Origin of the sequence: Brucella rhizosphaerae (assembly GCF_002252475.1) — a bacterium.
GTDB classification, from domain to species: Bacteria; Pseudomonadota; Alphaproteobacteria; order Rhizobiales; family Rhizobiaceae; genus Brucella; species Brucella rhizosphaerae.
The window spans coordinates 917,801-936,918 of sequence record NZ_NNRK01000034.1 but is presented as its reverse complement, the minus strand read 5'-3'; the positions used below and the strand labels follow the sequence as shown (position 1 = coordinate 936,918).

The window sequence follows — 19,118 nt, the reverse complement described above, 5'->3', positions numbered from 1 at the left end:
TTACACTTTCAGTTCAGGGAAGATAAAAACTCCGGCAATCCGCTTGCGCCATTGGGGCACCAGTGCAGAAGCCATCACGTGATGACCTTCGTAGGCATGGATAAAGCGGTTCTCCCGCGCCATTATGCCAAGATGCTTTGCCGCAACATCAGCGCGCCAACGAAAGATCAACAAGTCGCCGGGCTGGGGATCACTGCTATTACGCAGTCCCATGTGCCTATTCGCTGCTTCCATAAGCGGATCACCCGATGCAGCCTCTGCCCAGTCCGGGGCGTATATACCGGAATTTTCTGGTTCATTACCGTAAAGGGTCCGCCAGATACCGCGCACCAGCCCGAGACAATCGCAGCTCACACCACGCGTCGAAGCACCATGGCGATAGGGCGTGCCGATCCAACCTTCGGCTTCTGTCAAAATAGCATCTGCGATGATCATGGAACCAGCGCACTCCCATCATATTCGTTCACACCATTGACATAGGCGAAGGCTGCATCGTTGCCGGGCAGATGCGGGAAGCCACGAAAATTTGCGCCGTTTCCGAACTTAGCCTTGCAGGTGGAAAAGCTCTTGTCGCAGCCGGCCACAACGCGAAATGTGTCCCCGGTTTCGACCGGCAGAATAGGCGGCTCGATCAGGCGTAGATTATTACTGCTATGCCCCAGAACACGAATTGCCTTTCCCAGGCTTTTGCCACTTGCCCAGGTCAGAAGACCTTCGGTGAACCAGCCACTCGCAAATCCCTCAAGGCCTGCAACATGCAGTACGGCTCCATCGGCAACAATGACTGATCCAAAACCCGCGAACCGAAGATCGCTTTGGTTCACACCACAGCGTTTATCTCCCAGAACGGCATTGCACTGACGCAATACACGGCGGCCACACACGGCATCGAATGCAGCCGCAGCTCCTTTCAGTTCCATGACAAATCGACCACCCGATCGGCTGATCGCACCAACAGTCCAGCGCCGCAAAAGCATGTACTGTTCGGAGCTAGCCCAATTGACCAGATAGTTTTCGATGATCGCCCCGTCGTAGCGACCCTGCTCAACATCGATATCGCTGATGCGTGTTGAAGACAGAGCGCCTTCGACCTCGCCGCCCGCAACAGAAAGCCCTAGCGTGGTCGTAGCTTCGCTGCTGTTCAGACCGGTCAGTGGTTCGCAGGCAATGCCCATCAGGAACAGAGTACTATCATGGTCTGTGAAACCCAGAACAACACCGTCTGAACGCCTTATAAACCAGGCAAAGCAATGGGTTGTGACTTCGCCCTTCAAATGTGATTCAAGCGCTGCCGGAACAGGGATCATGCCTTGACCTCAATGATCGGAATGGAAGGAATTTCACCTGCCTGAAATGACGCAATGCTGGCCATAAGCCTGTCCGTATCGAAGCGCACCGGCACATCGAACAGAAAACCTGCCATTACGATGGCTCCCTCGGTGGGTATATATTCGGGCATAAACGTCACGTTGCCGGTCGCACTATCGAACGTAAAAGCTTCGCCTTCTGCAAGCCGCACGCCATCGACGCCCATCAACACCGATCCGTTGACGGGTCGCGTAATCGGACGATCGTAAGTTTCATAGCGTTTGATGAGCGGGAAAAGAGCGCGGATACCGTCACCCGATCCAATCTGTTGATCAAATGGCGAGGGTGCCACACTGCCCGCAGCGGATGAGAAGTCGAACGGATCGCGGAAACGAAATGAATGGAGCGAACCGCGTCGAGCTTCAAAGAAGGCAAGCACAGTTTTCAGATCGTCAAGCGAACGCAATCCCGTTCCTGCATCGAAGTGGCGTCGAGAGTGCGCCCAACGCGCGTTACGTTTTTCCATCCCCGACGTGAGCGTGACAATTTCATTGCGCCATTCCGGGCCTCCGGTTGAACCGAAGGAGACGCTGAGTGGAAAACGAACATCGTGAAATGCGCTCATCTCATAACCTCCGAGCGCCGCGACGTACTGCACCTGCCAGCATGGTCGAAAGCTGCGCTTCAGATTTGCGGAAAGACGACGCATCAGGCGAGGACATGTTGAAGACGACCTGCACAGGTTTGCCCGTGTTACCACCCGTGGCAACTCCAAGCCGACCGTCAGCGCCACGCGCGAGTGGGAGAATGGCTTCTGCACCGGCTTCACCAGTTAACCCCAGTGAACCATTGCCCATGCCAAAATAAGTCGGGCTAGAAACCACGCCACCTTTGGCAAATGGCATAATGCCCCGGATGCCTGTCATCACACCCGACATCAATGACGAGCCTAAACTTTGTAATGGCTGAAGCCCGGCAGAAAGTGCCGAACCTGCAAGACTGCTCGCAAGACCGCGCAGCACATCTTCCAGTCCCTTACCGGATACGATTGCGCTTTTGAGTGCTGTACTAAGGTTGGAGCCGAAGCTCGACGACCGCTTCTCAAGATCGGTCAAAGCACGATCGAACGCGCTCGTGTCCGCCTCAACGGAAACGGTTACGGTTTCATCTGTCATGTGATTTACCTGTCGGGAAATGCGTGCATGAGCGCGTCAAGCGTCGCACGCGAGGGGGCATATGCGTTACTCGATACTGGACCGAGGGCCGCTGCTAATTCACGCGGGGTCATTGCCCAGAAGTCTTTTGAGGAAAGCCGCAGCAAACCAAACCCTGCCCGCATCACCTCATCCCATGGAAAAGGCTTCAATGAAGGATCTGATTCAACTGCGGCACTCAAGGGTTTGATGTGGAATCGCTTTCCGGCTTTTCAGCGCTTCCGAATGTTGCAGTCAAAAGGGCTGAAACGATATATGCGAACCCGGCTGCGCCGCCTTCCGCCCGCATTTCTGCAACATCATCGTAACTCACACTATGGCCACCACCGTGCAGGCCTGCGCAAATGATGCGCTGCATATCATGAGCAGCAAGTCGGCCCGTCGAAAAGCGAGCGATGAGGTCTGAGAGATTATCTGCTTCAAAAGCTGCTTCCAGCTCGGCAAGTGCGCCTAGCGTGAGACAGAGCGTCCAGTCGCGGCCGTCAAGTTTCGCCGCAACCTCACCACGATGGCGATTGACCATCATAGCGCCTCTCCGAAAGTAATCAGTCCTGCCGATTCCAGTGCGATCTCGAAGGTGACTTCAGCATCGTGATTGCCGCCATACTCGAGCGCTACGATCTGAAACGCCCCTGTTATGGTGCCAAAATCCGGCAGCACAATCTGCCAGTTGCGGATCTCTCCATTGAAGAACAGACTGCGGATCAGTGTATCCGAAGCTGCATCCTTGAAGATACCTGATCCACTGACCGAAGCGCGCTGCACACCGCTTCCAGCCAGTAGTTGCCGCCATCGACCAGCCGCATCGGCATCCGTCACATCAACGGTTTCGGCATTGAAGGCGATGCGCTTCGTGCGTAAGCCTGCGCAAGTTTCAAACGCAGTTTCACCGGCTGCGATTTTCAGCAAGATATCCTTGCCGCGTTGAGCTGCCATTTATTGATCCTTGATTTGAGTATTTCCAGCAGAGTTAAGGTCGACCTTATTTCTGGAAATGCGTGTTGACTGTGCGACCAGAGCGGTTCTGCATCAGTCTGCTGGTTCAGTCACAGCGCGGTAACGCATGGTGCCAAGATAACCGCCGAACCCATCGGTATTGCGCGCTAACACTTCAGTCAGCATGAGATTCACGACGCGATGACCATCCAGTTCGAGTGGCTCCTCATCTAGCCGTGTGGCAATACGGCCAGCAATATCGAGCACATGTTTGCGGCCCGCCTCGCGCGCCCATATCTGGATGTTGAGAAAATGTTCGCCACCCGGCTCACTTGCTGTGTTCCAGTCCTTGCTCAGCGTTTCACCCAACGTGACATAAGGAAATGGTGTTCTGGGTGGCACATGGTCATAAACGTGTTCGCCACCAAGAGTTTCAACGAGTTCGTTGTCGTTCTTCAATGCTCTGTAGAGGGCTTTCTGCAATGCGCTCGCGCCATTCTTCATTGTGATCCCCGCTTGATTTTTCAGTTTCACGTTGGACAACCGGTCGTGCCGTCGCGATATCCTCACGCACTGCCAGCTGCTTGAAACGGAGCGCGCGTATCAGCCCATTAAAGGTAAGTTTCATGGCAACGTTCATCGCCCCTCCTCCACCGCCAGGCAGATGAGATAGCGCTCGCTTTCATCGGGATCGTGCACTGATCGCAACACAAAGATGCGTCCGCCTTTACGCAAACGCTGATCAGATGAAATGTCCGCGCGATAGCGCACCAGAATTCGATGCGTTATCTCAGGACGTGGGCGAATGCCAAAATCTTTCTGACTGCTCGATATGGGTTCGATATGCCCCCATACAGTCGCGATTTCCGACCATGTTTGATTATAGCCACCCATGCCATCTGCAACCGGATGCATGGCCTCCAGGGCCAACTCGACTGAGAGCTGGCCTGGATCAATAAACAGCACATTGTTCATAGGGATATGTGTCGCCAGCTATCCACCATCTGGCCAACCATCGGCGGAAGTTCTGCCTGCTTGCTGTCAAGGCCAGCGCGGTTCTCATAAAGATGGGCGGTCAAGGTGAGTATCGCCTGCTTGATCGCATCTGGCACTTCGACGCCTGTTTCCCCGAACCCAGCGATGAAATCCACCTCAAGACCACAGAAACATTGCGCGTCAGGATATTGTGCCATGTAGACGCGCTGTGGGCGACGACCATGTTGTAGCATGAATTCCCCGGGTTCCATGCTGATGGCGGTACCATCCGGCTGATAGGCAACCACCGCCGTCACCGCTTTAGCCGGATACTTGAACAACGCCAGACGCCCGGAACGCGGCCAGCGATCCACCCGTAAACGCCAAGTCTGATCGATGAGTGCCAGCCCCGTATCGGCTTCCACAAGCTCACGTGCCGTTTTCACCAGACGACGCAAAATGTCGTCTTCGCTCTCGGTGGAAATCCGCAAAAATGCACGTGCGTCGGCGATCGTCACTGGCTCGAGCGCCGGTGGCGTGACAAGAAACATTGTCATTCATTTTCCCCTTAAAATAACTCTCAAATCAGACAGTTACGCATGACAACCCAGAAAAAGATTCAACGTGTTCGCGAACTGAATCTAGCTGCAAAAATCAGCAGGGTTTTCCCGATATGCGCTGTAAAAAATGACAGCAAACCCGCTGTCATACGAATTAGGCTGCGAACTTCAGAAGCTTGATTGCATCGAAATCCTGTACGCCACCGCCTACACGTTTGGTGGTGTAGAACAGCACATATGGTTTGGCGGAATATGGGTCGCGTAAAACACGAACACCGATACGGTCCACGACCAGATAACCACGCTCGAAATCACCGAAAGCAATTGGTGTGCTGCCGGCAACAATGTCCGGCATATGCTCGGCCTCGACCAGACCAAAGCCCATCAGCGATGCCTTTTCACCAACGGCTGCGGGCGGCTGCCAGAGATAATTTCCGTCCGCATCTTTGAGCTTGCGTAACACGCTCTGGGTCTTGCGGTTCATGACAAAATTCGCGTTCTGACGATAACCCGCCTTCAGCGCGTAGATAAGTTCAATGAGCTTATCGGACGGATCGGAAGTAGGAAGAGCGCCGTCAACGCCGGTTGCGATATGACCAATCTTGCCCCACGCCCAGCTTGCATCTTCCACAGTATCGTAGCTGAGGAAACCCGTCGGCTTGTTCACACCATTTCCTGTGATGAAAGCAGCGCTTTCCTGTTCAGCAAAGGCTGCTTCTACTTCTTCAGCAATCCACTGTTCGACATTGATGGCCCCATCGTCGAGCAGCGATGAAGTTGCTGCTGGCATGGCGTAGATTTCCATCGTCGGGAACTGGAGTTCCGCAAGCTTTGCCGATGCCGTTTGTGGACGCGCATCGGTTTCACCAACCCAGCCCGTTGCAGGGCCACTCACCGAGAACGGCTTTTTCAGGATAGCGCCTGAGACCTGACGTACACTGGATATGCCACGGATCGGCGAAAGCACTGCCAGTCTGCGACCGATTTCTGTTTCGAGTTCCGCCGGAACAAGATAGCCGCCATCAGGACCCAAAGCATAAGAATGCGCTTTCAGTTCAATGCCACGCAGCGTCTGTTCATCGCCGCGACGAACATACCCATCGAAAGCCTGCTTATGTTCGACATTGGCCAAAGGCATATTCTTGCCCATCGCAGGGCGAGCACTTTTCAGCACATATTGATCAAGCGCCTGCTTCTGCTCATCAAGCGAACGGTTGATACGATCAACCTTCTCGCGCAAAAGCACATCAACATCAGCACTTTTTTCGACCTTCTTCAGACGCTCATCGTTTGCATCACGAAAAGCCGAGAATGCTGTCATGAACTCGTCGAAAGCTTCCGACACATCACCGTCATTGCCAAGGTTAGAGCCAAGCGCCTTCGTTTCCACGCTCTTGGTTTCGAGCGGGATTGTATGAATATTTCTCATTTTGGATCCTGTTTAATTAAGAGACATCATGTTGCAGGCGGCGCGCATACGCTGTGCGAGACCTGCGTCGTCTGACTGGATGGCTTCCCGCCCGCCCCTGTCGTGAAAAGCTGCAAGCGCGGCATAGCCTTTTGCTATCACCGTGCGTGCAGCGGAACGGCTCAGCCCCGCATCCCGCGTGAGCCAGCGTTCAAACTGTCTGACAGTTGGCAAATCCGCCTTCAGATTATTAATGCGCGCCTGTGGGAGCATCGGAAACGTAACCACCGAGATTTCCCAGAGATCCGCTTCAACAATGTGGCGCAAGCCGGTGCGTGCATCCTTGCGCGCCTTGACTGTGCGAAAACCGATGGACAGCCCATCAAGCCCGCCAGCGCGCATCAGCTCCAGTGCTTCGCGAGCCCGCGCGACACCTTTGGCAAGCCTGCCCTCGACATAAAGCCCACGTGCATCTTCACTGATAGCCGTCCAAACGCCTATCGGCTCCGCAGCATCGTGTTGCCAGAGCATCCGCACCCCGGAAGACTTTCGGGATGACAGCGACTTCGCAAAAGCACCCTTTTCGATGACGTCATTGCCCAGATCGGCCAGACCAAAGACACTGGCATAGCCTGAGAAGCTGCCGTCAAGTTCAACCTCTTCCAGCGCAAGAGAGGCGCGCTTGGTTTCAAGCCTGAATTCAGGATTTGCCATTCCTGTTCCTCTCAGAAAATGGAATTCCGGGAAGCGATGCCTGCTTGGCACGCTCAGCGAAGCGCTTGAGAATACCCAGCGCAGACCACGCAGCAAGGCTGGCCGCTGTCGATCCCATCAACATCAGTTCCGCGCGTCCAAGCAGAGCCTCGAGCGACAATGTCTCGGCGATTTTCACGCCAGCCGCGCCGCCAAAAACCATGCCGCATATGATGCCCACCGCGAAACGGATTGCAGCCTCACGCTTGCCGTTCGGCAGCATGTAAGCCAGCGAAACTGCAGACCCAGCTACCGCCCCTGCAATTTTTGCGAACCACACCAATGTCGCATCAGAAGTCAGAACGGTTTCGCTCAGATTGCTCATGGCGTTCTCCTTTCTGCACGCGGCTGATAGCCAACCGCATCACGTTTTTCATCATCGCTCAGGAACGAAGCCTCTGAGACGCGCCGCCACAAGGACTCGCGTTCAAGTGACAGCCCCTCAACCCGATCAGCATCATGTTCAAGCCTGAGATCATCGCCAAACAGCGGCCCAAGCCAGCAGCCCAGTGCTTTCGCCGTGCGGTTGATCAGTGGCAACACAGTCAGGCGATAGAAGGCCCGATTGGCTTCGGCATAATTGGCATAGGTATTGTCGCCCGGTATGCCGAGCAGCATTGGTGGCACGCCAAAAGCAAGCGTGATGTCACGGGCGGCACCATTTTTTGCTTCCATGAAATCCATATCCTGCGGACTGTAGCCCATGGCTTTCCAGTCGAGCCCGCCTTCGAGAAGTAACGGTCGTCCTGCGCCTGATGCACCCGTATAGCCTTCCTCCAGTTCAACCTTCAGCCGCTCGAATTGCTCTTCTGTCAGATTTCCGCCGTCTTTCGGCGCATAGACAAGTGCGCCGGAAGGGCGAGCGGAATTATCCAGCAGGGCCTTGTTCCAAGCACCAGCCGCGTTGTGAATATCGAGCGCCATAAGGGCTGCTTCCAGTGGCGGAAAACCGTAATGATCATCCAGCGGATGGAACAATTTGAGGTGCAGCCCGGAAGGAGCTGATCCTAAAAGAGAGACGGTTCTGCTCGAATTCGCGGAACGATAAACCAGCGACTGTGGCCAGCCATCGCTCGACGTTTCAAGCGTTACCCTCTCTGGACGCAACAGATGCAACTCCATTCGGCCGCTTGGCAGATCGACACGTTCTACATAGGCATTGCCGGAGATCAGCAGATGGCCGTAAAGCCTCTCGAAGAAACTACTGCCATCCAATCCTCCCTGCGGCTTTGCTATGAGATCCAGCAATGGATGTATCTCATGTTCCGTGGTGCCTTCATAAAGCAACCAGGGCACGTTGCTTGCAGCTTCCGCGATCAACCTTACGCAACGGTGTGCCACGGGATTGCGCATAAAACCCTCGCGAGCGAGCGATGTATAATCCCGCGCGATCCATGAAGGCCCACGTTCCATATGCAAGGCCACAAAGCCGCTCGCCATTTTCGTCTGTCGCCCGTCATAAGAATGCGAGGGCGCATTCGCGGCACTTCTGCGCCACGGCCAGTTCCACGCCATATATCGGCTCTCCAATTTATCTGAATTTTCAACCAAAGCGGCGAATGCGCGGCTTTCGGTCTGTATGGTGCATCAATTCGCCCAAAGCCCAGACCAGCGCATCGAGACGATCCGGCGAGCGCCCGCTCGATAATCCTTCCGGCGCGAAGTCGCACATCTCATCCTCAAGTGCTGGAAATCGCCCGGCATGCCGCACTCGGTCTTGCTCATAGAGCGCCGCGACGGGTTCAGCGCGCAACCACTTGCCACGAGATGCCCTCCGCATCAGAACCGGTACAGACGCATCTTCGGCCGCAAGAACAGCTGCGACCATCTCGCCCCCCTGATTGACCTCGGCCAAAATCGCATCCGCCTCATAGGTGTGATAGAGCGCAATTGCACGACGCGCCCATTGATGCGGCTTGGCCATGGACATGCTTTCATCAGCAAGCACATGACCAATGCCATGTTCATCAATGCCAGCAACGACGATTCCGCAGGCATCAGACGACTTGCCGGACGAAGCAGGCGGATCAATCGCCACCAGAATACGTACCAGCTCAGGTGCGACCGGCTCAAAACATTGCTCGATCCGCGCCCGCGACCACAAAGCACCCGCGCGTTCTTCTATCAGTTCGCCATCAAGTTCCTGCCGTCCAAGCCGCGTTCCGGCATAACGCTGATTGATGGTCTGCATGAAGCCATCGGCTAGATTTCCAGCATTTTCTGATGTTCGCATGTGTGTCATGGCAACTGAATTGTCAGTCATCAGCGTTTTCAGCAACGGCACCGCTCGGGGCGTCGTCGTCACGACCTGACGCGGAAAATCTCCCAGTCTGAGTCCAAACTGCAACATGTCCCACGTGGCTTGCGGGTTTTTCCATTTCGCCAGTTCATCACACCATGCAGCATCGAACTGAGGACCCCGCAACCCGTCCGGGTCTTCGGAAGAATAGAGCGACGCCACGGCACCATTATCCCAGAGAAGCCGCCGCCGTGTTGTTTCATAGCGTGGCCGACTGGCACGTGAGACGGACAGAATGCCCGACGGACCATCTACCATCACCTCGCGTGCATCGGCGTAGGTCTCGCCGACAAGTGCTATATGACCACACGCTCGCGCAGCAAAAGGCGCAAACCCCAGAGCCATACCAGAGACCCACTCGGCACCGGCCCTTGTCTTGCCGGAACCGCGTCCGCCAAGGATTAGCCAGACCCGCCAGTCACCCGATGGGGGCAATTGCGCATCACGCGCCTGGATCAGCCATTCGCGTTCCGCCGCCATTATCTGTTGTTGCGTCAAGCCCGCCGCCCAGGGTTTCCCGCGCGCGTCTTTGTGCAAGTTCCTCAATTCTCCTGTCTATACGTGCTACAGCCTGTCTGACTTCACTCAGGCTCAACACCGGACCGTTGTTGTGATCCTGATCAGATGGCGCTGCTTCAGAAGCAAGATCACCGACAGTCTTAACAGCTTTAGCCAGCGCCATCAGCGCTTCAGCCTTGCTCTTATCCGGCAGATCTTCGCCATCGATCAGCTTATTCAATTCCGTTTGTAAGCGTTGAAGAGCGCTTTCCGCTCCCGACGGTCTGTTGAGGCCTGGATCTTTCAGACCAAGACGACGGATGCGATCACGATAGGTTTTCTCGGAAAGCCCCATCAACTGCGCAACTTCCGCCCATGCTATATCGTGTTTCGTTTGCAGGCGAAAAGCCAGCCTGACCCGCGCCTCGCGGCGCTCGTCCTCATTTCGCGTTCTCAAAAAAGCTCTACCCAGTCAGCCCTGCCCCTTTTACGCAAAACCCCGAAAGCAATTTGCTTCCGGGGTTTTGCATTGCCGATAAAGCCGGGGGTATCGAGGCAGTTATCGGCAACAGTCACACTTTCTTGACTGTATCTAATGGATAGCAAATGACCGTTACGCCGTCAAGGACTATTTTCCTATTAAAGATTATTTTCCCAAAAGATTTATGAAGTCTGTTTACTAATTAACGTGAGTTATCGCTTATTAATCTGTTATGATTGATGGGCAGGTTTTGCTCATCTCCCAATCCTCACGGTGCCGAAGTAGAGTTCATGCGTAAAACGGCGAAAAAAGATTCTGAAGAGCAAAAACGCAAACCATTCCAGGTTTCGCGTTTGATTGGGTTCGATGCCTGGATCGATTCCGGTCTCTATAATCTTCGTTTTCATGCCCGTGAATGGTGGGAGAATATCACCATCTTCTCGCGACGCTTTCGTGTACGCGGCTTCCGGCGCCTTGTCGTGGAAGTTCTGGATGAAGGCTTTACGCTTGGCGTCATCGGGTCTGTCGTTATGCTGGCGCTTGCCTTGCCTGCATTCGAGGAAACAAAAAAGGACTGGCGCGCGCAGGACGACTATGCCGTTACATTCCTCGACCGTTACGGTAACGAGCTTGGTCAGCGCGGGATTCTGCATCGGCAAGCTGTACCCATCGATGAACTTCCCGATCACGTCATCAAGGCCGTACTTGGCACAGAAGACCGACGTTTTTTTGACCATTATGGTATTGATTTTTGGGGGCTTAGCCGTGCGCTAAGCCAAAATCTGCGCGCCAATGGCGTCGTTCAGGGCGGCTCGACACTTACGCAGCAATTGGCAAAAAATCTGTTTCTTTCCAATGAGCGCACCCTCGAACGCAAGATCAAGGAAGCGTTCCTGGCCATTTGGCTCGAAAGCAACCTGAGCAAAAAGGAAATCCTGCAGCTTTATCTTGACCGCGCCTATATGGGTGGCGGCACCTTCGGGATAGCGGCGGCATCGGAGTTTTATTTTGGTAAGAACGTCAAAGATGTGAACCTTGCCGAAGCGGCGATGCTGGCGGGTTTGTTCAAAGCGCCTGCAAAATTCGCGCCGCACGTCAATCTTCCCGCAGCCCGGGCTCGCGCCAATGTCGTTCTTTCCAATATGGTTGAGAGTGGTTTCATGAGCGACGGTCAGGTCGCTGTTGCGCGCCGCAATCCGGCCAGCGTGATCGACCGCGCCAAAAATGAAAGCCCCGACTATTTCCTCGACTGGGCCTTTGAAGAGGTGAAAAAGGTTGCAGGAAAGCTGCCGCAACACACGCTGACTGTGCGCACAACACTCGACCGCAACATTCAGAAAGCTGCAGAAGAATCGCTTGAGTTTCACCTTCGGCAACACGGCAAAGAATATAACGTTTCCGAAGCTGCAACTGTTGTTATTGCCAATGACGGGTCGGTACGCGCACTTGTCGGCGGCCGTGATTACGGCGAAAGTCAGTTCAATCGCGCAACCAGGGCGTTACGGCAGGCAGGATCATCCTTCAAGCCCTATGTTTATGCGGCAGCAATGGAAAAGGGCATGACGCCCAATACAATTGTTTCCGATGCACCGATTAGTTGGGGCAACTGGTCTCCCCGCAATTACGGTCGTAGTTTTGCCGGTCGCGTTGATTTGACAACAGCACTTGTGCGTTCACTGAACTCTGTGCCTGTCAGGCTTGCGCGTGATCATCTGACCACGGCTCCTATCGTGGCGCTGACCAAGGCCATGGGTGTGGAATCGCCGATTTCTTCGCACAAGACAATGGTACTTGGTACGTCTGAAATGACGGTGATGGACCAGGCAACGGGTTTTAATGTGTTCCCGAACGGCGGCATGGCTGGCAATCGTCACGCGTTTACGCAAATTGTTTCGTCGGATGGCAAGGTTTTGTGGGATTTCACACGCGATGCACCCAAACCCCATCGCGCCCTTTCCGAAAAGGCTGCGTTTGAAATGAATTCCATGCTGGTGCAGGTTCCTGAACGGGGCACGGCACGTCGCGCAGCACTGCCGATGACACGCGTGGGCGGCAAGACAGGCACAACGCAGAATTATCGCGATGCATGGTTTGTTGGCTTCACCGGAAATTTCACTGCCGCTGTCTGGTTTGGCAATGACAATTTCACACCGATGAAAGATCTGACAGGCGGCGTCCTGCCTGCCATGGCATGGCAGCGAATGATGAGCTATGCCCATCAGAATATCGAGTTGAAGCCGATACCGGGTATTACACCAGCCTTCCCGGCTCCAGCAAAAACGAACGCACCCAAAGTTGCTGCAACCGACAAGTCAGACCAAATGATGGTAGCGCCACCGCGTGTGCTCTCGCCGGTCGCCACAAAAGCGCTCAAGGAGCTTAACGACAAATTCCACCATTCCCCACCCGTTCCGGCTCTCGCGGGACGCACCAAAGTATCGGTACTTTGAGCGTAGAATGCTAAAAACAATCCTCAAAGTCCTGATAGTACTCACTATTGCACTTGGCGGCGGCATATGGGCAACCGACTACACACTCGATCACTTTGACGGCTTTGGCGAATTACAGCTGGGGGCGTGGAATGCCTATCCTGCTGCGGGCACAATCGATGCCGACCCGTACTCCAAGGCGCGTGCCGCACGCAAAGCCTATCTCGCACTGGGCACGGCAGAAGGACTGCCATTTTATGCGCGCCGTGACAGCAACGGACGCGAACTTAAACGCGGATGCAGCTACCGTCTGAGCGGCTTCACGCCGTCGGCACGTTTCTGGACGCTATATCCGGCGAACTCCAATCAGATACCAATCACACCCCGCTCAGGCCTCCAACCAGCCCTTCATTCACGTGAAGTGCTTTATGAAAATGACGGCAGCGTACAAATAACTGTGGGACCGAATGCCAGCCCCGATAACTGGCTTCCTGTCGAAGGCAGCGGCAATTTTGTGCTGGTGATGACACTCTATGATACGCCTGCCGCAAGTTCTTCCGGACTGGCTGATCTGGTCATGCCACGCATTGTTCCCGTTGCAAACGTGGAGGCATGTCGTGGTTAAAATCGTCCGCCTGCTGCTTCTCGGTCTGGTTGGCGCCGCAATCGTCCACATTGCGGTGCTGTTGCTTGTCCCGCTTTATTCCAGCAAGAATGCCTGGTCACATTTGGAGGCTTTGGGCGATGCCTATCGCTTTCATTACCTTTCCGGGAAGTCTGGGCTCGTGAGCGATCAAGACCCATTGATGGAACAGGCTGCGTGCCGCTTTGATCTTACAGATGGACCAGTGCATATCATGGCGAAAGGTAATTTGCCTTTCTGGTCGCTGTCTGTTTACGCCCCCAATGGCGATAATCTCTACAGTCTCAATGACAATGTATCGAACGACCGCCAGCTTGATCTGATCATTGCAGACTCGATTGGTATAGCTGCCCTTCGTGCCGAGGGAGTGCAGAATGATGGTCGTTCCATCATCATCGAACAGGACGTCAGCGAAGCGGCCATTGTCCTGCGTAGCTTTGTTCCGGACCTGAGCTGGCAGCAGCAAGTGAAGAACTTCTTCACGCAAGCCAGCTGCGTGCCATATGAAGCAAGTTAACTACCTGCAAAATAGACGCTTTCTTACTCACGGTTAATGAGTTGCTAAGGCTTCATACCTATTATCCAATCTGCCGACATGCGGCAGGCCGCGTTAATAGTTTTAGCCTACCGGAGTACCTTGCGTGACAAACGATCAGTTCCGCGTCCTGGAAGAAATTTCAGGTAATCGGAGCCAATCAAAATCAAGAGCTGATGGCAGCAAGGCAGACGACCTCCTGGTCGCTGCAATAGCTGCGTTTGCCTCGATCACACGCCCTGGACGCCAGGAAACTCATCAGCTCGAAGACCTGACATTCCCTCTTCTTGAACGCGCCACCATTCGCGGCAAACGACAAGCCGCACATGCGCTTGCTCAGATAGAAGACGCACCGCGCCGTCTCGTGCTGTCACTCGCAAACGAACCTGTGGAAATTTCCGCACCGATTCTTCTGCGCTCGCCTGTCCTGCGGTCAGAAGATCTTGTCGACATTATCGGTAAGAACGGTCTTGTGCACGCCCGCGCAATTGCTCGCAGGCAATCTGATGACCCGATGTTAAAAAGCGTCCTGCGCAGTTTTACCGATCCGGCGATTGATCGCTTATTAACATTGCAGGAAAATCTTGCCGGTCTTGAAACCGACAGGCCCAAAGCATCGGCAGATTTAAGCAGCAATGAAAACCCGAATGATGCGTCATCTCAAGGCACGTCATTTTTTGGCACAAGTGCACTTTCCGGCCCCGAACATCTTATCGATACGGCACTTTTGATCGACGATCAGATTTTCCGAACAGCACTGGCTGACTCGCTGGACGTATCGTTTGAGCGTTCTGATAGCATCATCGGTCAATGGCCGGAATCGCATCTGCCGATTGCATTGCGAGCGCTTGGGCTATCAGCTTCTGAATGCTTCATGACGATGTCGGCAGTTTTGGGTCCTGTTGCAGCGGACCGCCATAGTTTACGCGAATTCATTCAGATTTATCGTTCCATCGACCGCGAGAAAGCCATGATGCTTGTGCGTCGCTGGAAAGCCGACGACATGTCGAAACTGCTGCGCAGCAAGCTACGCGAGATGGCAACCGCTTCAGATGAAAACCCTGCAACGATCCGCTCCAGCCTATAGACTATCCGGTGAAATTGAAAAAAAACTCGCCGGATCAGCCACATCTTCCAGCTCAATAAGCCACAGATCGGGATCGAAGCGGACTTCACGCTCCATCCGCTCGCCTGCTTTGGTATCATCCGCTTCGCGGAGGATGCACAAAAACATGCGTTCCCCATCGGTACTGTCTTCATAAAAAGTTTGTGGGGCCGGTGAATAGAGATCGCAAGTACCAAAGCGCGAACTGACTTTGATGAAGATTGCACCCGCTTCTTTAGACCCACGGCGAGCAAGATACGCGAATCCGCCCTCGCCCTGTATTCTGCGGATCAATGCAGAAACCCAGAAATCCGATGTCAGACGCATGGTTCAACCTGCCTCAGCTGATCAGCCCGATTTCACGCATTTTGGAAATCAGCGCCGCATCGACTTCGCCGGTCACACGGAGATTGAACAACTTCTGGAACTCGCGAATAGCATCCTGCGTGGATTTACCCGGCACACCGTCTACGCTCACCATCTCATTGCCAAAGGCTTTAAGGCCAGCCTGTACGCGCACGATGTCCTGTGAGGAAACCTTCGCTTGCTGCTGTACGGCTGGCTGGATCGCCAGCTGCTTCTTTTCCTGTGCTGGCTTGCTTTCCAACGAGGCAAGATCAGGCGCGCGTTTTGCTGTCGCGTCAACTTTCAGTACGGCAGGTTCTGGGCGAGGAGACGGAACCGCCAAGTCGATCACCTTGGCCACGTCATCTTCATTTGTCGGCTGCGCCGCACTATTTTGCGCTGGAACGCCGACCTTCTTCTGTAGTGCCTGCCAGCGTTCGATAGCCTCACGCGTCTGCGGGCCGGTAAAGCCGTCAACCGCACCTTGATAGATGCCGAGCGTCACCAGTCTTTGTTGCAGCCGTGCGATTTCAATATCAGCGTTAGGCGCAAGTGCTGGCAGCATTTCGTCAACAGAACCCGTGACTTGTAGCCGATCCGGAGACAGTGCGGCGACTTCCGACTGCGGTTGCAAAGGTGTCGCCTCAGGCATTTCTGCACTTGTAGTTTTTGTTGGTGACTCTTCGGATTTGTTTGCTGCAGCCGTTCCGGGCAGAACCGAACGTGGCGTCGCCTTGAAGACAAAATCTGCCCTGGTTTTAAAGAAGACGGCATTGTGCGCTTCGGGCTGATACCAGAGTGCATTGGCCGAAACGAAGCCCAGCACCACGGCAAATGCCGTTGCTCCACCCGTTAAGACCGGATTACGTACAATGAAATTGCCGGCAAAAATCGCCAGCGCGGAAGCCGAGCTGAAAAAGAATTTGAGCAGGCGGCGACCGAGACTATGCTGTTTTGCGGGCTTGCGCATCGATCCGCTCTGGGCTTTGTTCCCGGGTTTCGTCTTTCTGCCACTCATTATTTCGTTCTCCCTGGTGACGGTGCATATCAATCACCGTGCCAAGCTGCTGTTGATCTTCTGCTCCCAAAACATCCTGTTCGAACAGTTCTTGCGGACCTGCCACTGGCAAGTGGATGGTTACGACCGTTCCTTCACCCACGCAGCTTTTGATTTGCATTGTGCCTTGGTGCAGTTCCACCAAGCCCTTGACCACGGACAGGCCAAGACCACTCCCCTCTTGCGCGCGCGCGTAGTTATTGTCGGCGCGCACAAATGGCGATCCGATGCGCTGCATATCTTCCGGTTCGATACCAATACCAGTATCCGAAACGATGATTTCCAACTGAAGCCGGCCATCGACCATAACGCGAGCCGCATCAATAGTGACGCAACCGCCAGGCTCCGTAAACTTCACCGCATTGGCCGAGAGGTTGATCAAAATCTGCTGCACTGCCCGACGGTCCGCCACCACTTCTCCCGCAGTCGCATTCACACGGTGACACAGAGCGAGACCCTTTTTCTCAGCCTGAGGGAGCATAACTGCGGCGCACATTTCGGCCGCGTCGCGGAAATTAAAGCTTTGCGGCTCAATGCGATAAGTGCCGGTTTCAAGCCGGGAATTATCGAGTACAGAATTCACGAGCTCCAACAGATAATGGCCCGACTTATGAATGAGACCCGCATATTCGCGCTGCTTTTCATTCTGAAGCTGACAACCCATTTCATGAGACAGCATATCCGAGAAGCCGATGATCGAATTCAGCGGTGTGCGCAATTCATGGCTTACAGTCGCGAGCAGACGACCTTTACCGATGCGCTCGGCTTCAAGTTGCGCTTTCAGCGCATTGATCTCTTCGATCAGCTTTTGCTCACCCTCAAGCGAGCGTCCAACCAGTGTAATCACGCCATTGGCAGCCGCGCCTTCCATGCGGAAAGCAAGAAAAACCGGATTGCCGCTTTCCAGCGTTCGCAGGCGTATATCTGCCGTGCGTGCTGTGTGACCCGAACGCAAATCTGCGAGAAGCGACAGATACTCCACCCGATCAGCCACATGCACGCGGTCGATCAAAGCAGCGCCCTCAAACATTCTGGGCTCTACACCCAGAAGTGTTGCCGACTGTGCGTCAATTTCGGAGATGACACCTTCAATATCCATAGAAAGCTGGACATCGCCCTTAGCGACGACGGGTTTTTGCTTCGCAAGTGGCTTCTCTGCAGCGACACTTTTGATCGTGAAGCTACGAGCAAGAAGGCTCGCCATATAAACTATCGTGACGAGGAGTGACGCCAATGATCCGCCAGCAACTGCAATGCCACTTGTCAGTGCAAAAACACTCAGAACACAGACTGCTACCGCCACACCTGCGATCGTTGCGAAAGGCTTGCGGCTTACGAACCAGACCTCCAGCGGCAAGCATACTGCCATCATACAAAGCGCGATATTGCTGGAATGTACAAACATCCCAATCGCAGCAAGACCCGCGCCATAGATCGCGAAGTTCAGCGTTCCAAGAACAGTAGCGCTTAAGCCCATGAGGCTCAAAGCGCAGAAAATCATAGCAACACCGGCAAAGCTGGCGGCGAGCACTGCAAGTGCTACAAAACCAGTTGTCACTTCGGACGCGAGTACGGCTGCAAACAGGAGGACAGGAACAAGCATGAACGAGCCGACAACATGAATCGCCGAAACATCCGACTGCTCAGTCCAGCGCTGGCAAAAACGTTCATGAAAACGCGCAAGCGCCTGCACCTGCGTGCCTACGGTCTGTGCTGCTTTCAAAAGAATGGCGTTCAACTTGCCTTACTCACTCAATACTCGCTCGGCTTATCCATCAGGGATTGCCTGTTGACGCTAGAATTGCAGGTGAGGCTTTAAAGAAACGATAAAACGAAGCCACGTTGAACGTATCAGTGCAAAATCTGACAGTTCGAAGCCCGAGTTTTCCCACTATGGTAAACAGAAGGTGGATATCGACGCGTTGGCGTTTGGCTTGCAGCCGTCAAAACCAGCCCGAACAGGCTCAAATCCCTTGGTTACGGAATCTTTTCAAATTGAGAGCAGAATAAGCCGAACAATTCCGGCCAACAAACCCCGAGCGTAATGATCCGTTTTCTCATCAAGTCCGCAATCTGGCTCTCGTTGGCATTCATGGTAATGCCGCACTTCTTTCCTGCGGAATCAGAGAACACATCGACAAAAAATGCGTCCACGGTGCAGGCCAAGGCGGAGCCCGGCTCCGTTGATCAGTTACTTGCAAATGGCAAAACGGCATTGGAAATCGGCAAGCTCTGCGTCAACAACCCTGCATTCTGCGAAAACGGAACATCATTTATTTCCAGTGCTGCAAGTGGAATGCTTGAGCGTAGCGGTGGCATACTGGAATATCTAAGCGATCGTTTCGGTACGAAACAACAGGCTCCTACCCCGGACACCCCCGTTGTTGCCAAACAGGCACTGCCAGCAGACCCAACACACAGCTCATTGCAGTCGGTACCGATTCCTACTCCGCGTGCAGAGGCGCTACGGGCGCTCGATCATTCGCCAACGGGCGCAGTTCCTGCAAAGCACTAACAATTTTCCGTGACGTTTGCGGCTTTTGTCCCTATATAGGCCGCATATACCATACGT

The 19,118-nt window shown here is 54.2% G+C and carries 24 protein-coding genes; 5 read left to right on the top strand and 19 right to left on the bottom strand.

The features are described 5' to 3' along the window. The 16 genes from CEV32_RS21600 to CEV32_RS21520 form a co-directional block, all read right to left on the bottom strand. On the bottom strand, positions 1 to 435 hold the full coding sequence (locus CEV32_RS21600; protein WP_094579118.1) for a C40 family peptidase: 435 nt from the start codon (positions 433 to 435) through the stop codon (positions 1 to 3). Then, positions 432 to 1,307 (bottom strand): DUF2163 domain-containing protein, encoded by an 876-nt coding sequence (locus CEV32_RS21595; RefSeq protein ID WP_094579117.1) that lies wholly within the window; start codon positions 1,305 to 1,307, stop codon positions 432 to 434. The genes CEV32_RS21600 and CEV32_RS21595 overlap by 4 nt, the downstream gene beginning before the upstream one ends. Further along, entirely contained in the window at positions 1,304 to 1,933 is a 630-nt protein-coding gene (locus CEV32_RS21590) for a TIGR02217 family protein (RefSeq protein ID WP_094579116.1), read from the bottom strand. The genes CEV32_RS21595 and CEV32_RS21590 overlap by 4 nt, the downstream gene beginning before the upstream one ends. Before the next feature lies 1 nt (position 1,934). Then, positions 1,935 to 2,483, bottom strand: coding sequence for a phage tail tape measure protein (locus CEV32_RS21585; protein WP_094579115.1), 549 nt, complete (start codon positions 2,481 to 2,483; stop codon positions 1,935 to 1,937). Between the two features lie 5 nt (positions 2,484 to 2,488). Beyond that, a complete protein-coding gene (locus CEV32_RS21580) occupies positions 2,489 to 2,674 on the bottom strand; it encodes a rcc01693 family protein (protein ID WP_094579213.1) in 186 nt (61 codons plus the stop codon). A gap of 26 nt (positions 2,675 to 2,700) precedes the next feature. Continuing rightward, positions 2,701 to 3,048, bottom strand: coding sequence for a gene transfer agent family protein (locus CEV32_RS21575; protein WP_235818856.1), 348 nt, complete (start codon positions 3,046 to 3,048; stop codon positions 2,701 to 2,703). Continuing rightward, a complete protein-coding gene (locus CEV32_RS21570) occupies positions 3,045 to 3,458 on the bottom strand; it encodes a phage major tail protein, TP901-1 family (protein ID WP_094579114.1) in 414 nt (137 codons plus the stop codon). The genes CEV32_RS21575 and CEV32_RS21570 overlap by 4 nt, the downstream gene beginning before the upstream one ends. Before the next feature lie 93 nt (positions 3,459 to 3,551). After that, on the bottom strand, positions 3,552 to 3,962 hold the full coding sequence (locus tag CEV32_RS21565; RefSeq protein WP_094579113.1) for a DUF3168 domain-containing protein: 411 nt from the start codon (positions 3,960 to 3,962) through the stop codon (positions 3,552 to 3,554). Positions 3,963 to 4,094: 132 nt separating this feature from the next. Continuing rightward, complete coding sequence (locus CEV32_RS21555; protein ID WP_094579111.1) at positions 4,095 to 4,433, bottom strand: phage head closure protein; 339 nt, start codon at positions 4,431 to 4,433, stop codon at positions 4,095 to 4,097. Then, positions 4,430 to 4,990, bottom strand: a complete 561-nt coding sequence (locus CEV32_RS21550) for a head-tail connector protein (RefSeq protein WP_094579110.1) — start codon at positions 4,988 to 4,990, stop codon at positions 4,430 to 4,432. Before CEV32_RS21550 ends, CEV32_RS21555 begins: the two co-directional genes overlap by 4 nt. Before the next feature lie 157 nt (positions 4,991 to 5,147). Beyond that, a complete protein-coding gene (locus CEV32_RS21545; RefSeq protein ID WP_094579109.1) occupies positions 5,148 to 6,422 on the bottom strand; it encodes a phage major capsid protein in 1,275 nt (424 codons plus the stop codon). 12 nt (positions 6,423 to 6,434) lie between these two features. Beyond that, on the bottom strand, positions 6,435 to 7,115 hold the full coding sequence (locus tag CEV32_RS21540) for an HK97 family phage prohead protease (protein ID WP_094579108.1): 681 nt from the start codon (positions 7,113 to 7,115) through the stop codon (positions 6,435 to 6,437). Then, positions 7,102 to 7,479 carry a DUF6107 family protein gene (locus CEV32_RS21535; protein ID WP_094579107.1) on the bottom strand — a complete coding sequence of 126 codons (378 nt, stop codon included), beginning with the start codon at positions 7,477 to 7,479 and terminating at the stop codon, positions 7,102 to 7,104. The genes CEV32_RS21540 and CEV32_RS21535 overlap by 14 nt, the downstream gene beginning before the upstream one ends. After that, positions 7,476 to 8,669, bottom strand: a complete 1,194-nt coding sequence (locus tag CEV32_RS21530) for a phage portal protein (protein WP_094579106.1) — start codon at positions 8,667 to 8,669, stop codon at positions 7,476 to 7,478. The genes CEV32_RS21535 and CEV32_RS21530 overlap by 4 nt, the downstream gene beginning before the upstream one ends. A gap of 28 nt (positions 8,670 to 8,697) precedes the next feature. Beyond that, a complete protein-coding gene (locus CEV32_RS21525) occupies positions 8,698 to 9,933 on the bottom strand; it encodes a DNA-packaging protein (RefSeq protein WP_094579105.1) in 1,236 nt (411 codons plus the stop codon). After that, positions 9,896 to 10,408, bottom strand: coding sequence for a hypothetical protein (locus CEV32_RS21520; protein WP_094579104.1), 513 nt, complete (start codon positions 10,406 to 10,408; stop codon positions 9,896 to 9,898). Before CEV32_RS21520 ends, CEV32_RS21525 begins: the two co-directional genes overlap by 38 nt. Positions 10,409 to 10,722: 314 nt before the next feature. Between CEV32_RS21520 and CEV32_RS21515 the strand changes: the two genes are divergently transcribed. The 4 genes from CEV32_RS21515 to CEV32_RS21500 all read left to right on the top strand — a co-directional run bounded on the left by CEV32_RS21515 (position 10,723) and on the right by CEV32_RS21500 (position 15,126). Further along, the gene (locus CEV32_RS21515; protein ID WP_094579103.1) at positions 10,723 to 12,882 is read left to right on the top strand and encodes a penicillin-binding protein 1A; all 2,160 of its coding nucleotides are present in this window, start codon (positions 10,723 to 10,725) and stop codon (positions 12,880 to 12,882) included. Positions 12,883 to 12,889: 7 nt separating this feature from the next. Beyond that, positions 12,890 to 13,486, top strand: a complete 597-nt coding sequence (locus CEV32_RS21510) for a DUF1214 domain-containing protein (protein WP_094579102.1) — start codon at positions 12,890 to 12,892, stop codon at positions 13,484 to 13,486. Then, positions 13,479 to 14,021, top strand: a complete 543-nt coding sequence (locus CEV32_RS21505) for a DUF1254 domain-containing protein (protein ID WP_094579101.1) — start codon at positions 13,479 to 13,481, stop codon at positions 14,019 to 14,021. Before CEV32_RS21510 ends, CEV32_RS21505 begins: the two co-directional genes overlap by 8 nt. Positions 14,022 to 14,145: 124 nt before the next feature. Continuing rightward, positions 14,146 to 15,126: a DUF2336 domain-containing protein gene (locus CEV32_RS21500; protein ID WP_094579100.1), complete on the top strand. Its 981-nt coding sequence runs from the start codon at positions 14,146 to 14,148 to the stop codon at positions 15,124 to 15,126. Here CEV32_RS21500 and CEV32_RS21495 read toward each other — a convergent pair. Genes CEV32_RS21495 through CEV32_RS21485 form a run of 3 tightly spaced genes read right to left on the bottom strand, consistent with a single transcriptional unit; the run spans position 15,121 to position 18,284 of the window. Further along, positions 15,121 to 15,471 carry a DUF1491 family protein gene (locus tag CEV32_RS21495; RefSeq protein WP_094579099.1) on the bottom strand — a complete coding sequence of 117 codons (351 nt, stop codon included), beginning with the start codon at positions 15,469 to 15,471 and terminating at the stop codon, positions 15,121 to 15,123. The genes CEV32_RS21500 and CEV32_RS21495 overlap by 6 nt on opposite strands. Positions 15,472 to 15,484: 13 nt before the next feature. After that, the gene (locus tag CEV32_RS21490; protein ID WP_094579098.1) at positions 15,485 to 16,459 is read right to left on the bottom strand and encodes a peptidoglycan-binding domain-containing protein; all 975 of its coding nucleotides are present in this window, start codon (positions 16,457 to 16,459) and stop codon (positions 15,485 to 15,487) included. Beyond that, on the bottom strand, positions 16,434 to 18,284 hold the full coding sequence (locus CEV32_RS21485; RefSeq protein WP_094579097.1) for an ATP-binding protein: 1,851 nt from the start codon (positions 18,282 to 18,284) through the stop codon (positions 16,434 to 16,436). The genes CEV32_RS21490 and CEV32_RS21485 overlap by 26 nt, the downstream gene beginning before the upstream one ends. A 306-nt stretch (positions 18,285 to 18,590) precedes the next feature. Here CEV32_RS21485 and CEV32_RS21480 point away from each other — a divergent pair, with 306 nt between their 5' ends. Continuing rightward, positions 18,591 to 19,061, top strand: a complete 471-nt coding sequence (locus CEV32_RS21480) for a hypothetical protein (RefSeq protein WP_094579096.1) — start codon at positions 18,591 to 18,593, stop codon at positions 19,059 to 19,061. The last annotated feature ends 57 nt before the right edge of the window (positions 19,062 to 19,118 follow it).

What these genes read in the sequence shown, in the direction of transcription:
- CEV32_RS21490 (WP_094579098.1), bottom strand. Translation starts at nt 16,459, where the DNA reads ATGCGCAAGCCCGCAAAACAGCATAGTCTCGGTCGCCGCCTGCTCAAA.
- CEV32_RS21590 (WP_094579116.1), bottom strand. Translation starts at nt 1,933, where the DNA reads ATGAGCGCATTTCACGATGTTCGTTTTCCACTCAGCGTCTCCTTCGGT.
- CEV32_RS21555 (WP_094579111.1), bottom strand. Translation starts at nt 4,433, where the DNA reads ATGAACAATGTGCTGTTTATTGATCCAGGCCAGCTCTCAGTCGAGTTG.
- CEV32_RS21515 (WP_094579103.1), top strand. Translation starts at nt 10,723, where the DNA reads ATGCGTAAAACGGCGAAAAAAGATTCTGAAGAGCAAAAACGCAAACCA.
- CEV32_RS21495 (WP_094579099.1), bottom strand. Translation starts at nt 15,471, where the DNA reads ATGCGTCTGACATCGGATTTCTGGGTTTCTGCATTGATCCGCAGAATA.
- CEV32_RS21570 (WP_094579114.1), bottom strand. Translation starts at nt 3,458, where the DNA reads ATGGCAGCTCAACGCGGCAAGGATATCTTGCTGAAAATCGCAGCCGGT.
- CEV32_RS21585 (WP_094579115.1), bottom strand. Translation starts at nt 2,483, where the DNA reads ATGACAGATGAAACCGTAACCGTTTCCGTTGAGGCGGACACGAGCGCG.
- CEV32_RS21600 (WP_094579118.1), bottom strand. Translation starts at nt 435, where the DNA reads ATGATCATCGCAGATGCTATTTTGACAGAAGCCGAAGGTTGGATCGGC.
- CEV32_RS21565 (WP_094579113.1), bottom strand. Translation starts at nt 3,962, where the DNA reads ATGAAGAATGGCGCGAGCGCATTGCAGAAAGCCCTCTACAGAGCATTG.
- CEV32_RS21545 (WP_094579109.1), bottom strand. Translation starts at nt 6,422, where the DNA reads ATGAGAAATATTCATACAATCCCGCTCGAAACCAAGAGCGTGGAAACG.
- CEV32_RS21540 (WP_094579108.1), bottom strand. Translation starts at nt 7,115, where the DNA reads ATGGCAAATCCTGAATTCAGGCTTGAAACCAAGCGCGCCTCTCTTGCG.
- CEV32_RS21535 (WP_094579107.1), bottom strand. Translation starts at nt 7,479, where the DNA reads ATGAGCAATCTGAGCGAAACCGTTCTGACTTCTGATGCGACATTGGTG.
- CEV32_RS21595 (WP_094579117.1), bottom strand. Translation starts at nt 1,307, where the DNA reads ATGATCCCTGTTCCGGCAGCGCTTGAATCACATTTGAAGGGCGAAGTC.
- CEV32_RS21550 (WP_094579110.1), bottom strand. Translation starts at nt 4,990, where the DNA reads ATGACAATGTTTCTTGTCACGCCACCGGCGCTCGAGCCAGTGACGATC.
- CEV32_RS21510 (WP_094579102.1), top strand. Translation starts at nt 12,890, where the DNA reads ATGCTAAAAACAATCCTCAAAGTCCTGATAGTACTCACTATTGCACTT.
- CEV32_RS21530 (WP_094579106.1), bottom strand. Translation starts at nt 8,669, where the DNA reads ATGGCGTGGAACTGGCCGTGGCGCAGAAGTGCCGCGAATGCGCCCTCG.
- CEV32_RS21575 (WP_235818856.1), bottom strand. Translation starts at nt 3,048, where the DNA reads ATGATGGTCAATCGCCATCGTGGTGAGGTTGCGGCGAAACTTGACGGC.
- CEV32_RS21480 (WP_094579096.1), top strand. Translation starts at nt 18,591, where the DNA reads ATGATCCGTTTTCTCATCAAGTCCGCAATCTGGCTCTCGTTGGCATTC.
- CEV32_RS21525 (WP_094579105.1), bottom strand. Translation starts at nt 9,933, where the DNA reads ATGGCGGCGGAACGCGAATGGCTGATCCAGGCGCGTGATGCGCAATTG.